15 protein-coding genes and 1 tRNA gene are annotated in these 15,543 nt (G+C 68.4%); 8 read left to right on the top strand and 8 right to left on the bottom strand.

All coding sequences use genetic code 11. The features are described 5' to 3' along the window. Window positions 1-18: 18 nt before the first annotated feature. The 3 genes from D3869_RS10620 to D3869_RS10610 form a co-directional block, all read right to left on the bottom strand. The gene (locus D3869_RS10620) at window positions 19-276 is read right to left on the bottom strand and encodes a hypothetical protein (protein ID WP_137140014.1); all 258 of its coding nucleotides are present in this window, start codon (window positions 274-276) and stop codon (window positions 19-21) included. A 167-nt stretch (window positions 277-443) separates the two neighbouring features. Next, entirely contained in the window at window positions 444-920 is a 477-nt protein-coding gene (bfr, locus tag D3869_RS10615; protein ID WP_137140013.1) for a bacterioferritin, read from the bottom strand. Between the two features lie 303 nt (window positions 921-1,223). Continuing rightward, complete coding sequence (locus tag D3869_RS10610) at window positions 1,224-2,711, bottom strand: PLP-dependent aminotransferase family protein (RefSeq protein WP_137140012.1); 1,488 nt, start codon at window positions 2,709-2,711, stop codon at window positions 1,224-1,226. A gap of 113 nt (window positions 2,712-2,824) precedes the next feature. Here D3869_RS10610 and D3869_RS10605 point away from each other — a divergent pair, with 113 nt between their 5' ends. Continuing rightward, on the top strand, window positions 2,825-4,198 hold the full coding sequence (locus D3869_RS10605) for a benzoate/H(+) symporter BenE family transporter (RefSeq protein WP_247895620.1): 1,374 nt from the start codon (window positions 2,825-2,827) through the stop codon (window positions 4,196-4,198). A 270-nt stretch (window positions 4,199-4,468) separates the two neighbouring features. Here D3869_RS10605 and D3869_RS10600 read toward each other — a convergent pair. After that, window positions 4,469-4,552 (bottom strand) — tRNA-Leu (locus D3869_RS10600). 187 nt (window positions 4,553-4,739) lie between these two features. On the opposite strand from D3869_RS10600, the gene D3869_RS33045 reads away from it, so the two are divergent. Next, window positions 4,740-4,907 (top strand): hypothetical protein, encoded by a 168-nt coding sequence (locus tag D3869_RS33045; RefSeq protein WP_014239529.1) that lies wholly within the window; start codon window positions 4,740-4,742, stop codon window positions 4,905-4,907. A 37-nt stretch (window positions 4,908-4,944) separates the two neighbouring features. Here the strand turns inward: D3869_RS33045 and D3869_RS10595 are convergent, their stop codons facing one another. Beyond that, on the bottom strand, window positions 4,945-5,205 hold the full coding sequence (locus D3869_RS10595; protein WP_244439386.1) for a hypothetical protein: 261 nt from the start codon (window positions 5,203-5,205) through the stop codon (window positions 4,945-4,947). An 85-nt stretch (window positions 5,206-5,290) separates the two neighbouring features. Then, a complete protein-coding gene (locus D3869_RS10590) occupies window positions 5,291-6,073 on the bottom strand; it encodes a competence/damage-inducible protein A (protein ID WP_137140011.1) in 783 nt (260 codons plus the stop codon). A gap of 91 nt (window positions 6,074-6,164) precedes the next feature. On the opposite strand from D3869_RS10590, the gene sfsA reads away from it, so the two are divergent. The 4 genes from sfsA to D3869_RS10570 all read left to right on the top strand — a co-directional run bounded on the left by sfsA (window position 6,165) and on the right by D3869_RS10570 (window position 9,184). Then, window positions 6,165-6,893: a DNA/RNA nuclease SfsA gene (sfsA, locus tag D3869_RS10585; protein ID WP_137140010.1), complete on the top strand. Its 729-nt coding sequence runs from the start codon at window positions 6,165-6,167 to the stop codon at window positions 6,891-6,893. A gap of 134 nt (window positions 6,894-7,027) precedes the next feature. Then, on the top strand, window positions 7,028-7,798 hold the full coding sequence (gene map, locus D3869_RS10580) for a type I methionyl aminopeptidase (protein ID WP_432613412.1): 771 nt from the start codon (window positions 7,028-7,030) through the stop codon (window positions 7,796-7,798). A 72-nt stretch (window positions 7,799-7,870) separates the two neighbouring features. Further along, the gene (gene radC / locus D3869_RS10575; RefSeq protein ID WP_137140008.1) at window positions 7,871-8,674 is read left to right on the top strand and encodes a RadC family protein; all 804 of its coding nucleotides are present in this window, start codon (window positions 7,871-7,873) and stop codon (window positions 8,672-8,674) included. Between the two features lie 84 nt (window positions 8,675-8,758). Further along, window positions 8,759-9,184: a TerB family tellurite resistance protein gene (locus tag D3869_RS10570; RefSeq protein WP_094303175.1), complete on the top strand. Its 426-nt coding sequence runs from the start codon at window positions 8,759-8,761 to the stop codon at window positions 9,182-9,184. A 22-nt stretch (window positions 9,185-9,206) separates the two neighbouring features. Here the strand turns inward: D3869_RS10570 and D3869_RS10565 are convergent, their stop codons facing one another. After that, entirely contained in the window at window positions 9,207-12,449 is a 3,243-nt protein-coding gene (locus D3869_RS10565) for a bifunctional diguanylate cyclase/phosphodiesterase (protein ID WP_137140007.1), read from the bottom strand. 336 nt (window positions 12,450-12,785) lie between these two features. Between D3869_RS10565 and purB the strand changes: the two genes are divergently transcribed. After that, window positions 12,786-14,081, top strand: a complete 1,296-nt coding sequence (gene purB, locus D3869_RS10560) for an adenylosuccinate lyase (RefSeq protein ID WP_035671612.1) — start codon at window positions 12,786-12,788, stop codon at window positions 14,079-14,081. Window positions 14,082-14,219: 138 nt separating this feature from the next. On the opposite strand, the gene D3869_RS10555 is transcribed toward purB, so the two are convergent. Next, the gene (locus tag D3869_RS10555) at window positions 14,220-14,540 is read right to left on the bottom strand and encodes a DUF1476 domain-containing protein (RefSeq protein ID WP_137140006.1); all 321 of its coding nucleotides are present in this window, start codon (window positions 14,538-14,540) and stop codon (window positions 14,220-14,222) included. Between the two features lie 152 nt (window positions 14,541-14,692). Between D3869_RS10555 and D3869_RS10550 the strand changes: the two genes are divergently transcribed. Then, window positions 14,693-15,466: an NRDE family protein gene (locus tag D3869_RS10550; protein ID WP_137140005.1), complete on the top strand. Its 774-nt coding sequence runs from the start codon at window positions 14,693-14,695 to the stop codon at window positions 15,464-15,466. Window positions 15,467-15,543 lie beyond the last annotated feature (77 nt).

Genomic DNA, 15,543 nt, shown 5'->3' with positions numbered 1-15,543 from the left:
AAGACGGCCGGGCGCGCCTTACGCCAGGGCGGGCTCCTGCGAAGCGGAGACGGCGGCCGGCAGGGAGGCCAGCAGCAATTCCAGCTCCGCCGCGGCGATGTTCAGCGGCAGGCCGGGACGGTAACCGCGCAGCGTCTCCAGCGCCCGATCGAAGGCGCTCTCGTGATCGCCCTGATCCAGATCGCTCTCGTCCAGCGCCGCCAGATAGGCGTGCGCGACGGCGGCGGTCTCCTCCGGCGTCAGGTCGTCAACCTGCAAGGACGTAATGGGGAGCATGATGGCGGTTCCCATACAAACAGAAGCGGAAACCGGCAAACTACAAGAACATGGTTAACAAGGCGTTGCCGACCCCACCCCGCCGCCCCACGAAAAAGGGGGAGACGCGCCGGGGGCGCAGCCCGCGGCCACGCCCCTCCGATCGGACCAGAACGGCTCCGGGCGGCTCAGCTCTCGCCGTAGATCTGCTCCTGCTGGTAGGCGACGACGCCCACGCGCTGGATCAGGTCGAGCTGCGTCTCGATCCAGTCGATGTGCTCCTCGGTGTCGTCGAGCAGTTCGGTGAGCTGCGCGCGCGTCTCGTAATCGCGGACCTGCTCGCACAGGGTGATGGCGTCGATCAGGTCGGTGCGGGCCTTGTGCTCCACCTTCAGATCGTTGCCGAGGATTTCCGGCACGTCCTCACCGATCATCAGCTTGCCCAGGTCCTGAAGGTTGGGAAGACCCTCCAGGAACAGGATGCGCTCGATCATCTTGTCGGCGTGCTTCATCTCGTCGATGGATTCTTCGTAGATCTTGTGCGCAATGCGCTTCAGACCCCAGTTCTTCAGCATGCGGGCATGCAGGAAGTACTGGTTGATCGCCGTCAGCTCGTTGGTCAGGATCTTGTTCAAATGGGTGATGACCTGCGGATCGCCCTTCACGTCCTGCCTCCATGCGGTTTGTTTGTCGAATCGCGACGTTTCTGGAATGACCATGCCCCATTTGTGGAGCCTTGGCAACCGCCTGGAAAGCAGAAGTCAAAACAATTGCATCAGCTTTTCCTAAATCATTGAATGACACTGAGAGTGAATCTCAGAACTGACTGTCATGCGCGCGCACGAGCCACCGTATGACAGAGACTGATGCGACCAATTCTTAATAATCTTCTTTGCAGACTGGCCGGGGCCGTCATGCCCGCAAGTCGAAGCGCCGCGAACCAACGCCTCTTGACCCTGCCGGGCGCTCTATCCCGCCACCGCGCGAAGCGCCTTCTCCAGCCTCCTGACCGCGGACTCGATTTCGAAAGGCGTGTAGGCCGCGAAGCCCATCAGGAAACCGGCCTCGCCATCGCCGCCCGCGTGCAGCGCCGAGAGGCCGAGCAGTTCGATTCCGGCCCGTCGCGCGGCGTCGACGGCGGTGTGCTCCGCCAAGCCGGACGTCAACAGGCAGGGCATCTGCAGGCCGCCGATGGGAACCTGCGGTTCGACGAAATCCGACAGGTGCATGCGCACGAGGTTCGTCAGCGCGTCGAGGCGTTCGGCGTAGACGCCACGCATGGTGCGGACATGCGCCCCGAAATGCCCGCCCTCCATGAAGCGGGCCAGCGTGAGCTGCGCCATCGGCGCCGTGTGGCCGTCCAGCAGGGTGCGCGCGACGGTCATCGGCTTCACCAGTTCGGGCGGCAGCACGGCATAGCCGATCCGCAGCCCGGGAAAGAGCGACTTGGTGAAGGTGCCGATGTAGAGGGTGCGGCCATGCGGATCGAGCCCCTGAACGCAAGCCGTCGGCTTGCCCGCGTAGCGGAACTCGCTGTCATAGTCGTCCTCGATGATCCAGGCCCGATGCCGGGCCGCCCATTCGATCAGGGCCATGCGACGGTCCAGCGCCAGCGTCGCGCCGGTCGGGAACTGGTGCGACGGCGTCAGGAACACCGCCTTCGCCCGCTGCGGCTCGGCGAGGATCTGATCGACGACGATGCCCTGCCGGTCGACGCGGATCGGAACGCAGTCCAGCCCAGCCGCTTCGAACGCCTTGCGCGCCCCGTAATAGGCCGGGTCCTCCAGGAAGATCCCGTCGCCGGGATCGAGCAGCATGCTCGCGCAGAGCGACATGGCCTGTTGCGAGCTGGTCAGCACCAGCACGCGGTCGGCACTCGCGCGCGCGCCGCGTTCGAGGTTCACGTAGTCGGCGATGGCGCGGCGCAGCGGCTCGGTCCCCTGCGGATCGCCGTGAAACAGGCTCTGCGCGCCGACCTCCTTGCGCACCTGCCGCTCCAACCGTTCCCAAAGCGCCAGGGGAAAGGTCCGGGTTTCCGGAACGCCATGGGCGAAGGGCCGCGGCGACGCCGTCTCGCGCACACCGCCGCCACTGAACACGGCGGCCCCACGCGCGCTGAGAGCCGGCGCCGGATTGCTCGCAGGCGCGTCGCGCCGGGACCGGCGGCGGCCGGGGGTGAACTCGCTGATCTCCGCGACGAAGCTGCCGCTGCCGACGCGCCGGTCGATAAAGCCTTCGGCGTGAAGCTGGGCGTAGGCCGCCTCGATCGTGTCGCGCGACACCCCCAGCGACGCGGCGAGCGCGCGCGAGGCGGGCAGCGGCTTGCCCGGCCCGAGCGCGCCGTCGACGATGAGTTGCCGGACGGCCCGCTGTATCCGCGCGTGGAGCGGCATCGCCGCATGGGCGGGGTTGGCGATCCACGCCTTCACGGACTCCAGTTGCGAATGCCTGAACAAATGGTCTGGTCTTCTTAAGAAAAGCGGATGGGCACATCAGGCCATTGTCCGGGTAGTTGTCAAGGCCGCTCATCGCCCTTTCGGCGCGAACCGTCTGGAGGTCCCGCACAACCATGCCACCCAGTCCATCCCCCATCCGCCTCAACGATCTCACCCACCCCATCGTGGCGGGCCTGATCTCCGTCATCGTCAATTACGGCGGCACCTTCATCCTGGTCTTCCAGGCGGCGAAGGTCGCCGGCCTCGGCCCCGACCTCACCGCCTCCTGGGTCTGGTCGATCTCCATCGGCGTCGGATTGACCGGGCTGTTCCTGAGCTGGCGCCATCGCGAACCGATCATCACCGCCTGGTCCACCCCGGCCGCGGCGTTCCTCGTCACCGCGCTGGCAACGACGCCCTACGCCGAGGCGGTCGGCGCCTACATGATCTCGGCGGCGGCCTTCGTCGCGCTCGGCCTGTCGGGCGGCTTCGAGAAGGTCATCCGGCTGATCCCGCCGGGCATCGCCTCCGGCCTGCTCGCCGGCATCCTGCTCCCCTTCGGCATCGGGGCGTTCGGCGGCGCCAGCGTCGATCCGCTGCTGGTCGGCCTGCTGATCGTGGCCTATGTCGCGCTGAAGCGGTTCTCCGCCCGCTACGCCGTGGTCGGCATCCTGATTCTCGGGCTCGCCTTCCTGCTGACGCAAGGCCGCGTCGATCTGTCGGGGCTGTCGCCGGAATTCGCGGCCCCGGTCTTCACCGCGCCGGAATTCTCGCTGAACGCGCTGCTGTCCGTGGCACTGCCGCTGTTCCTGATCACGCTGTCCGGCCAGTACATGCCGGGGATGCTGGTCCTGCGGAGCGACGGCTTCACGACCAGCGCCAACCCCATCGTGACCGTGACCGGCCTCGGCTCGCTGCTGATGGCCCCCTTCGGCTCCCACGCCTTCAACATCGCCGCCATCACGGCCGCCATCGCCACCGGCAAGGAAGCGCATGAGGACCCGTCCAAGCGCTGGATCGCCGGGATCGCGGCGGGAGTCTTCTACGTGCTGGTCGGCGTGTTCGGGGTGACGCTGGCCGCCGTCTTCATGGCGTTTCCCGCGACCTTCATCACCGCGCTCGCCGGTCTGGCGCTGCTGGGCACCATCGGCGGCAGCCTGGCCGGAGCGATGTCCGACCCGGCGTCCCGCGAGGCGGCGCTGATCACCTTCCTGGCGTCCGCCGCGAACATCAAGCTGCTCGGCATCGGCGGGGCGTTCTGGGGCCTGCTGATCGGACTCGTCGCCCACCTCGTCCTCAACGGGCGCCTCCGCCTGCCGCGCCGCGCGCCGGGCGATCGCCGCGGGCGCTGGCGGCTTGCAACGACGATGCGGGGCGGAAGGGAGCAGGCCTTTAAAGCGGATTGCAATCCGCTTTGGACCGCGACGGCGGCCCCGGCCGCACATGCGGCCGAAGCCCGCCGGCAATTGAGGCGATGTGAGTCTAAAGCGAACGGAAGTTCGCTTTAGGAAATCCCGGTGACCCGCGTTCCGCACTCCCGCCCCACCGTGGCGCCACGCTGCGGCCCGCTGGCCGGTTGGTTCGGGGTGGCGCGGCCTATGGGCTTCGGTGACAGCCGGCGCGTTCCGAGCCGATGAGGCCGGAAACGCGGCGGCTGCGATGGCCGCAGGGGTGGGTCCCGAAGCGAGAGCGTCCCGTGGGGCCTTAACAGGGCCTCATGGAGCGCTCCCCGCCCCGCCCACAAGACGGAAGCGAAGGATAAACCATTGTTTCCAGAATGGTGCGGGCGGCGGGACTCGAACCCGCATGCCGTTGGCGAAGGATTTTAAGTCCTTTGCGTCTACCGATTCCGCCACGCCCGCGCACCGTCGCGGCTCGGCTCGGAGAACGGGTTGCCCCCGCCCGCCGGAGTTGCATATCATCGTATGCAGCCTGCCGTTCCGCTGGATTGACTTAGACAATCGGCGGGCGTTTGGTCAAGGATTGAGCGCGCTTAAGGTGCCGGACGCGCGAAATTCCCCGCAACCCTGGCGTTCAAGGGAGGTGAGTTTGGAATCGATCAACTGGTTGGGTGTGGTGAGCGTGCTGATGGTCGCCGTGCTGGTCGTCCCGGCGGCCTTGCGGCGCAACCGCAACACCTGGCTGCCCTACGCGGCGGTCTGGGTCGCCGCCATCGTTGCGCTGGTCTGGGCGTACGACAGCTTCGGGCCGTTCTGAACGGCCCCAAGCCCGGGCGGTCGTCGCCCGGCGCCGGTCAGGGCCGCGTGTCCTCGTTCAGGGTCATGATGCCGATGCCCATCGCCACGCTGCCGAAGGTGAGGATGAGGCTGGCATACAGCATGATCGCGGCAATAATGCCGTGATCGCTGTTTCCCATCAGAGTCGCCAGATTGGCGACGTCGAGAATCAGAAGGCCCGTCGCCAAGACAACGGCCCCGGCCACGCCGGAGGCCAGATGCTTCAGCAAGAACAGGATCGCCGCTTTTTCAAAGGGTTTCATGGCACGACTTTTCATGACCGTCACGTCCCAGTGCTCAACATAGAATTACCCATGGCGGCGACAATATGACCAAGGATGGCTTGGCGTCCTAGAGACCTCTCTAGCCTTTGGTCCCCACCGTGACGTTCGGCGTACCGCCCAAGCGCAGGACGATGCCCGCCAGCTCCTCCGTCGCCGCCTCCACGCGGGCCTCGTCGATGCCGCGCAGCACGAGGCTGACGCCGAAGAAGCCGTTGCGGAAATAGGGGTAGCTGCCGATCTCCAGGTCGGCATAGCGGTCCTGCAGGGCGCCGAGGTCGGCGGCGATCTGGCCCTCGGCCAGCTCGCAGGCCACCGTGCGGGCGTGCAGGTCCGGCCCACCCTCCAGCTGCGGCAGGACGCCGTCGAGCATCGCCTGCATGATGTTGGGCACGCCCGCCATGACGAAGACGTTGCCGATGCGGAAGCCCGGCGCGGCGCTGATCGGGTTGTCGATCAGCGAGGCGCCGGCCGGGATGTTGGCCATGCGCAGCCGCGCCTCGTTCAGCTTGGACGGGTCGCCGTAATGGCGCTCCAGCCGGGCCACGGCCTCGGCGTTGCGCTCCAGCGGCACGCCGAAGGCCTTGGCGACGCAGGCGGACGTGATGTCGTCGTGGGTCGGCCCGATGCCGCCCGTGGTGAAGACGTAGCCGTAGCGGCCGCGCAGGGCGTCCAGCGCCGCGATGATCTCCTCCTCCACGTCCGGCACGACGCGCGCCTCGCGCAGGCGGACGCCGATTCCGGCCAGCTTCTCCGCGATGTGCGGCAGGTTGGCGTCCTTGGTGCGGCCCGACAGGATCTCGTTGCCGATGACGAGGACGGCGGCGGTCGGGTTGGGCATTGCGGGGGAGGCGGGCGAGGACATGCGGAGTCGGCTCGGTTCTCGGTTGGGGCGGGGATGGCGGGACCGGCGGGCTTGCCGGACGGCGGAGGCGCGCTTTAACCTAGGGCCCAAGATGCGCTTCCCCACCCCCCTCCTGCAAGGCCGCCTCGTCCGCCGCTACAAGCGGTTCCTCGCCGACGTGGACCTCGACGGCGCCCTGGTCACCGCCCATGTGCCGAACTCGGGCAGCATGATCGGGGTGGACGCCCCCGGCTCCGCCGTCTGGCTGTCGCGGTCGGACAACCCCAAGCGCAAGCTCGCCCACACGCTGGAGCTGGTCGAGGCGCTCGACGATCCGGATGTCCCCTGCCTCGTCGGCGTCAACACCTCGCATCCCAATGGGCTGGTCGCCGCCGCCATCGCCGCCGGCACCATCCCGGAGCTGGCCGGCTACGCCTGGCTGCGCCGCGAGGTGACGTACGGGCGCAACTCCCGCATCGACATCCTGCTGGAGGACGAGGCCCGGCCGCCGGCCTATGTCGAGGTCAAGAACGTCCATCTGCGCCGCCCCGCGCGGGGCGACGGGCGGGCCGCCGAGTTCCCGGACTGCGTGACCACCCGCGGCGCCAAGCATCTGGTGGAGATGGCCGAGATGGTCCGCCAGGGCGCGCGGGCGGTCATGGTCTATCTTGTGCAGCGCGCCGACTGCACCCACTTCCGAGTCGCCGCCGACATCGACCCCGCCTACGCCGCCGGATTGCGCCTCGCGCTCGAATCGGGGGTGGAAGCCGTGTGCTGGTCCTGTAGGATCACCCCGCAGGCGATCGAACTGGAACGGCCGCTGCCGATCCGCACGGATTGACCGCGATACGTGTTCACCGCCGGGCCTGCCGGCGCCTTTTCCTGGGACCTGATCTGTAAGGGACGACTCTCTTGGACCACGACGACCTCGATTCCCATCGCATCCGGATTCATGGGCCGGAGGATTTCGAGGGCATGCGCAAGGCCGGACGGCTGGCCGCGGCCACGCTCGATTTCATCACGCCCTACGTCCAGCCGGGCGTCACCACCGGCGAGCTGGACCGGCTGCTGGAGCAGTATATCCGCGACCATGGCGGCGTCCCGGCCCCGCTCGGCTACCGCGGCTTCCCGAAGGCCAACTGCATCTCCGTCAATCATGTGGTCTGCCACGGCATCCCCGGCGACAAGCGGCTGCAGAACGGCGACATCCTGAACATCGACGTCACCCCGATCCTGGACGGCTGGTACGGCGACAGCAGCCGCATGTATCTGTGCGGCGACGTCGGCGTGAAGGCGAAGAAGCTGGTCGACGTCACCTACGATGCGCTGATGATCGGCATCAATCAGGTGAAGCCGGGCGCCACGCTGGGCGACATCGGCCACGCCATCCAGACCTTCGCGGAAAGCCACCGCTATTCCGTCGTCCGCGACTTCTGCGGCCATGGGCTGGGCCGCGTCTTCCACGAGCCGCCGTCGGTCCTGCATTTCGGCAACCCCGGCACCGGTGCCGTCCTGCGCGAGGGCATGATCTTCACCATCGAGCCGATGATCAACGCCGGCCGCTACGACGTGAAGATCCTCGGCGACGGCTGGACCGCGGTGACCAAGGACAAGTCGCTGTCCGCCCAGTTCGAGCATTCCATCGGCGTGACCAAGGACGGCTGCGAGATCTTCACCCTGTCCCCCGCCGGCTTCCACAAGCCCCCCTACGCCGTCCCGGCCGAGGAAGCGACCGCAGCCGTATGATATTCCCGCGGCTGTGATTTTCCCGCGAAAGGGGTATAGTCCCGACGCACACATTCGTATGGTGGCGTCGGGATGGCGGGACGGAAGAGCGCGAAGCGATCGGGGGAAATGGAGGAGGCCCAGCCGCTTCCTGGGCTGGAGACGCCCCCGGACGTCTCCATGGAGGAGGCCCATCACGAGGCCCATCACGACGCCCATCACAAGGGCCACCGCCAGCGTCTCTACAGCCGCTTCCTCGACGCGGGACCGGACGCGCTCCAGGATTACGAACTGCTGGAGATGATCCTGTTCGCGGTCAACCCGCGCCGCGACGTGAAGCCGCTGGCCAAGGCGCTGATCCGCGATTTTGGCGACATCTGGAGCGTCGTCAACGCTCCGCCGCCCCGCCTGCGCAGCTATTGCGTGGGGGAGGTCTCGCTGGCCTCCGACAAGGCGGTCGCGACGCTGCGGGCGGTCGGGGCGGCGGCGCTGCGCGGGATGCGGCAGCGGGTGATGGACCGGCCCGTCCTGGCCAACTGGCAGTCGCTGCTCGACTACTGCACCGCCGCCATGGCCCACCAGCCGATGGAGCAGTTCCGCCTGCTCTTCCTCGACCGCAAGAACAAGCTGATCGCCGACGAGGTGCAGCAGACCGGCACGGTGGACCACACCCCGGTCTACCCGCGCGAGGTGGTGCGGCGGGCGCTGGAGCTGTCGGCCAGCGCCATCATCCTGGTGCACAACCACCCCTCCGGCGACCCCACCCCCAGCCGCGCCGACGTCGAGATGACCAAGGAAATCCTGCGCGCCGCCCACAGCCTGGGCATCGCCGTCCACGACCACGTCATCGTCGGCAAGGGCAAGCATGTCAGCTTCAAAGCCCAAGGGTTGATGTAGCCGCAACCCTGTCCTGCAGTCCCATCTTGTTGCCCGGACCGGCGCCCCCATATGTGCGGCGTTCGTCACCACAGAGGTAGCACCATGGGCCTTTTCGACATGTTCAAGGGATCGGCGCCGCTGGATCTCACCCCCCGCCGGACGCTGGTCGTCTCGCTGATCTACTGCATGGGCTCGGACGGCGAGCTGGACCCGGAGGAGGTCGGCCACCTGCTGTCCGTGATGGGCCGCAGCGCGACGCGGGAGGAGCTGGACCGCTGCTTCAAATACGCGCGCAGCACCCCGCCCGACGCCTTCCTGGCCGCCGCCACGCCGAACCTGAACGAGCAGCAGCGGCTATGCATCCTGCTGAACATGATCGACAGCGCGATGGCCGACGGCCAGGCCGAACAGGGCGAGCGTGACCTGATCGCCCGCTTCCAGCAGGCCTTCGGCCTCGACGACGCCAAGCTCGGCCCGTATTTCCAGGCGCTGGTCGCCAAGAACGACCGCAGCGTGCTGGGCGCGTAAAAGCCCTCGCAGGCATCGCCCGTCAGCCGACCGCCTCTGGAGTGGCGGCGTGACGGGCGATGAAGGCCACGAAATCGTCGTAGGGCATGGGGCGGCCCAGCAGATAGCCCTGGATCTGGTCGCAGCCCAGCCGGGCCAGCCCGCCGAACTGCTCCTCCGTCTCCACCCCCTCGGCCAGCGTCTGCATGCGCAGCGAGCGCGCCATGCCGATGATCGCCTCGGCGATGGCCCCGCCGTCGGACCCGTCGGTCAGGCTGGTCACGAAGGAGCGGTCGATCTTCAGCTTGTCGACGCGGAAGCGCTTCAGATAGCTGAGGCTGGAATAGCCGGTGCCGAAATCGTCGATGGCCAGCGCCACACCCATCTCGCGCAGTCGGGCGAAGGTCCCGGTGACCATGTCGGACTCGTCCATCAGGACGCTTTCCGTCACCTCCAGCTCCAGACAGCGGGCCGGCACCTTGTAGGCGTCCAGCCAGAAGGCCACGCGGTCGGCCAGACCGGGACGGCGAAGCTGCACCGCCGACAGGTTGATGGCGATCAGCAGCGGATGGCCGCGGGCGAGCAGGTCGGCGGCGCGGCGGCAGGCCTCGCCCAGCACCCAGTCGCCGATCGGCTGGATCAGGCCGGTGTCCTCGGCCACCGGGATGAACTGGCCGGGCGGGATCATCGTGCCGTCGCGGCGGCGCCAGCGCAGCAGGCCCTCCGCCCCCACCAGACGGCGGCCGTCCACCGCGAACTGCGGCTGGAAATGCAGCTCCAGCTCGTTGTCGGCCAGGGCGTGGCGCAGGTTGGTCTCCAACCACATCCGCTCCGACGCGCGCTTGTTCAGCTGCGGCGTGAAGAACTGGTGATTGGCGCGCCCCGCCTCCTTGGCGGCGTACATCGCCATGTCCGCGCATTTCAGGAGCGCGTCGATGGTCGTCGCGTCGTCGGGATAGAGCGCGATGCCGATGGACGGGGAGATCTGCAGCTCATGCCCGTCCACCGGGAAGGACTCGGTCATCGCGCGCAGCACCTTGCGGGCCACCGAGCAGGCCGCGTCGGGACCGTCCAGGTCGTTGACGAGGATGACGAACTCGTCGCCGCCCTGGCGGCTGACGGTGTCGCTGGCCCGCACCGTCTCCAGCAGCCGCGCCCCCACCGCGCGCAGCAGCCGGTCGCCGACGCCATGCCCCAGGCTGTCGTTGATGGTCTTGAAGCGGTCGAGATCGACGAACAGCAGCCCCACCTTGGTGCCGTGCCGGTCGGCGGCGAGCATCGCCCGCTCCAGCCGGTCGCGCAGCAGGAAGCGGTTGGGCAGGTCGGTCAGGAAGTCATACTGCGCCAAATGCCGGATGCGCTCCTCCTGGGCGCGCTTCTCGGTGATGTCGGAGAAGGCGGCGATGTAGTTGACGGCCTCCCCCGCCTCGTTGCGCACGACCTGGATGCTGAGCCACTCCGGATAGACCTCGCCGGACTTGCGCTTGTTCCAGATCTCGCCGGACCAGTGGCCCTCCTCCTTCAGCTTCGCCCACATGTCGGCGTAGTAAATCCCGTCCTGCCGGCCCGAGGCGAGCATGGCCGGATCGCCCCCGATCACCTCCTCGCGGCTGTAGCCGGTGATCCGGCAGAAGGCGTCGTTGACCGCGACGATGCGGTTCTTCTCGTTGGTGACGACCATGCCCTCGGCGGCGTTGTCGAACACCTTGGCGGACAGCCGCAGCTCCCACTCCGCGCGCTTGCGCTCCGCGATGTCGCGGGCGATGGCGCAGTAATAGGCATCGCCCTCGTAGGTGACCCGGCTGGCCGTCACCTCCAGTTCCAGCACGCGCCCGTCGCGCGTGTGGTAGTGCGTCTCGTAATGGGCCGACGCCTCGGCCGCCGCGTCGCGGAAGCGCTCCAGCAGGTCGGCATGGCCGCCGGCCAGCACGGCCAGCGGGGCGCCCAGTGCGGCGCAGCCGAAGGGGTTGACGTAGGCGATGCGCAGCTCCGAATCGGCCAGCACGACGATCTCAGACACATGGTCGACGAAGAAGTTGGCGAGGTAGAGTTGCCGCGCCCGCTCGCGCAGCATGCTGTCGCTCTCCCGCATGTTGGACTGGTAGCCGCGGACGATGCGGCGGACCCAGCCGGTGACCAGCCAGGACACCCAGGCCGAGGCGCCCAGCGCCAGCGCCAGCACCGCCACCGTGGTCAGGATGCGCTTCTTCATGCCGGCGCTGATCTCGACCCGCCGCTGCGCCAGAACGGCGTCGATGTCGTCGGTGTAGAAGCCGGCGACCAGGACCCATCCCCAGACGTCCGGCGCCGTGGCGTAGGACAGTTTCGGCGCCGGGCGCCCGGTCACCGGATGCACCCAGTCGAAGCGCAGCTCCCCGCCGCCCGACAGCCCGGCCTCCAGCAGGCGGGTGACCAGGTCCCGCTCGGTTTCCCAGGGCAGATCGCGCGCGTTCCTGCCCTCCGCCGCCGGGGAGGTCGGGGAGAGCAGCACCTCGCCATCCTCCCGCAGGACGGCGATGAAGCCCGAATCCCCGAAGCGCCGGGCGCGCAGCCGCTCCAGAGTCTCGTGCTGGAGCTTCTCCTCCACCGCACCGATGTAATCGCCGGTGCCGATCAGCCAGTTGAACGGTTCGAAGCGGCGGACATAAGCGAACTTGTCGGACATGCTGTGCGGGTTGCCCGGCGCATACCAGCGGTAGCGGGTGAAGCCCTGCATCTCCGGATCGTCCACGGCGCGGATCAGGTTGCGCATGATCGGGCGCCCCTGGTCGTCGCGGTTGTCGAGCAGCGAGCTGCCCTCCCGCTGCGGGTCGGTGGGCAGCAGCACGCAGGTGCCCTGCAGGTCGTCGATGAAGTAGTAGCCGCGCCCGCCGAAGAAGCGCAGGGGCCGCAGGGTCTCCTTGATCGACTGCCGGATCGACACCTCCGGCAGATACTCCTTCTCGCGCTCGTAGATGGTCCAGGCGATGCCGTAGGCCTCGTCCACCTTGGCGCGCAGCTCGGCACGCAGCAGCGGCTCGGTGCGCGAGCGCATGTAGGCGAGGTAGGAGCGCGCGTTCTCCAGCTCCTCCTGCAGGGTCCGCCGCTGCTCCTCCCGGTAGCGGGCCTCGGTCTGCTTCAGGTCGGCTTCGAAATCCATCCGGTGCTGCCAGATGAAGTAGGCGCCCAAGCCCAGCACCACCGCCGCGACCAGGAACAGGGAGGCCAGGAACTGGAGACGGTACAGGCGCCTCTCGTCCGAAGTCCGGGACGGCTCGCGCATCAACTCGGCGATCGGATCGGACAACGAGAGCCCTCCTGGAACCACGCCCGGCGTTGCCCGGCCGCGGCGCATATTCCACATCATTAGTGCGCGTAGCCGGGACTCGGCAAGATCAAGGTGAAGAAGACGGCGCGACGAATTGCCAGTCTTTGCGACTTTTCCGGGAAGACGGGCCGGCCCTTGGAAACCTTGTGACGCGCATCCCTCGTCCAGCGGGGCTGCGAAGGGGCTTTGCAGCGCCGTCCGGCGCGGTTATGGTCCCGCGCGCGAGCAACAGGGGGCGGTTTTCGCCGCTGCAAAGTCCCGACGCGCCCCCGCCCGCCGCCGAAGCGTTCAGGTCCGCCACCCCCGGAGAGTCCGATGATCCCCCGCTACACCCGCCCCGAAATGGCCCGCATCTGGGAGCCGGAGAACCGGTTCCGCATCTGGTTCGAGATCGAGGCGCACGCCTGCGACGCGCAGGCGGAGCTGGGGGTCATCCCGAAGGAGGCCGCCGCCGCCGTGTGGGAGCGCGGGAAGTGGGAGATCGACCGCATCGACGAGATCGAGCGGGAGACCCGCCACGACGTCATCGCCTTCCTGACCAACCTCGCCGAACATGTCGGGCCGGAGGCGCGCTTCGTCCACCAGGGCATGACCTCGTCGGACGTGCTGGACACCTGCCTCGCCGTGCAGATGACCCAGGCCGCCGACCTGCTGCTCGACGACATGGACAAGCTGCTGGCCGTGCTGAAGCGCCGCGCCTACGAGCACAAGGACACCGTCACCATCGGGCGCAGCCACGGCATCCACGCCGAGCCGACGACCTTCGGCCTGAAGCTGGCCGGCCATTACGCCGCCTTCGCCCGCGGGCGCGAGCGTCTGGTCCAGGCGCGCGCCGACATCGCCACCTGCGCCATCTCCGGCGCGGTCGGCACCTTCGCCAACATCGACCCGCGGGTGGAGCAGCACGTCGCCGCCAAGATGGGGCTGACGCCGGAGCCGGTGTCCACCCAGGTCATCCCGCGCGACCGCCACGCCTTCTACTTCTCGGTTCTGGGCGTCATCGCCTCGTCGATCGAGAATCTGGCCGTGGAGATCCGCCACCTGCAGCGCACCGAGGTGCGCGAGGCGGAGGAGTATTTCCATCCGGGCCAGAAGGGCTCCTCGGCGATGCCGCACAAGCGCAACCCGGTGCTGTCGGAGAACCTGACCGGTCTGGCGCGCATCGTCCGCGCCGCCGTCGTCCCGGCGCTGGAGAACGTCGCCCTGTGGCACGAGCGCGACATCTCCCACAGCTCGGTCGAGCGCATGTTCGGCCCCGACGCCACGGTGACGCTGGACTTCGCGCTGGCCCGCCTGACCGGCATGATGGACAAGCTGGTGGTCTATCCGGAGCGCATGCAGAAGAACCTGGATGACCTGGGCGGGCTGGTCTTCTCGCAGCGCGTCCTGCTGGCCCTGACCCAGGCCGGGATGAGCCGCGAGGACAGCTACAAGGCGGTGCAGCGCAACGCCATGCAGGTGTGGGAGAAGGGTGGCAACTTCCTCGACCTGCTGTCGTCGGACGCCGACGTGGCGAAGCACATCTCCCGCGAGACGCTGGCCCCGATGTTCGACATGACCTACCACACGAAGAACGTCGACATGGTGTTCAAGCGCGTGTTCGGGGAGTGATCGGTCGGGGGCTTCGCTGATCCTCGGAGCCCCCACCCTTCCCGCTTCGCGGGCCCCTTCCCTCCCCCGCCTTCGGCAAGGGAGGGCGTTATCCCCTCCCCTGCGAAGCGGGGGAGGGTCAGGGTGGGGGCAAGACCCTTACTCCGCGTGCACCTGCTGCCGGGCGACGTCCAGCAGACGGGCCAGCTCCTTCTCCACGCGGTGGTCGGAAATGTCGACGCCCCTGGCGTGCAGGTCGGCGGCCAGACGGTCGCGGACGTCGTGCGGGCCGACGGCCGCGATGTCGGCGTCGATGATCTGGCGGACATAGGCGTCGGCCTCGCCCCCGGTCAGGCCCAGCAGACCCGCGGCCCACAGCCCCGCCAGCCGGTCGCGGCGCGCGCGAATCCTGAAGAGCAGGTCCTGGTCATGCTGGAACTTGTTCTCGAAGGCCCTCTCGCGCTCGTCGAAGGTCGTCATGGGACCCGGCTCCTTGGATTGGTTTTGCGCTCCCAGATACAAGACTATATAGCCGGTGTGCCGGGCGTCGTCATCGCCCCCACCCACCGGCCAATCGGCGAATCCGGCGTGCGGCGACATACCCAAGAGGGAAGCGGAAGGCAAGATTCCCCATGTGCAGCGTGATCCTCCTGCGACGACCGGACGCAACATGGCCCCTGATCCTGGGCGCCAACCGCGACGAGATGGCCGGGCGGCCCTGGAAGGCGCCGGCGCGCCACTGGCCCGACCGTCCCAACGTGGTCGCCGGGCTGGACGAACTGGCCGGCGGCTCCTGGCTGGGCATGAACGACGAGGGCGTCGTGGCCGCCGTGCTGAACCGCATGGGCACGCTGGGGCCGGAGGCCGGCAAGCGGTCGCGCGGGGAGCTGGTTCTCGACGCGCTGGATTTCGCCGACGCGGCGGCGGCGGCGGCGGCCATGGCGCAGCTCGACACGCGGGCCTATCGCCCCTTCAACCTGCTGATCGCCGACAACCGCGACGCCCGGCTGCTGGTCCACCGCGGCCCCTCCCCGCGCAACCGCCCGGAGGTGATCGAGATTCCCGAGGGCGTCCATATGGTCACCGCCAGCGACATGGACGACATGGCGGAGGACCCGCGGCAGGCCCAATATCTGCCCCTCTTCCAGCACGCGGCACCGCCCGACCCGGAGCGGGCCGGGGACCTGTGGGGCGGCTGGCCGGAGCTGCTGGCGAGCCGCATCTGGGACGACGGCGAGCGGGGCGAGCGCGGGGCGATGAACTTCCTGCTGCCCACCGGATTCGGCACGGTGTCGAGCGCGCTGATCGCCCTGCCCGCCGTGGAGCGCCCAGACCTCGACCCCGTCTGGCACTTCGCCGCCGGCCGCCCTCACGAGGCGCCGTGGCAACCCGTCTCCCTGGGGTGAGGCCGCAGCAGCCCCCGCGCATTGTGTTCCCTGGGCCAGCTTGCTATATCACTCGTGCATATCCCCTGGACCGGTCA

Source organism: Azospirillum brasilense (assembly GCF_005222205.1).
GTDB classification, from domain to species: domain Bacteria; phylum Pseudomonadota; class Alphaproteobacteria; order Azospirillales; family Azospirillaceae; genus Azospirillum; species Azospirillum brasilense_G.
This window is presented reverse-complemented; position numbering and strand designations above follow the sequence as displayed.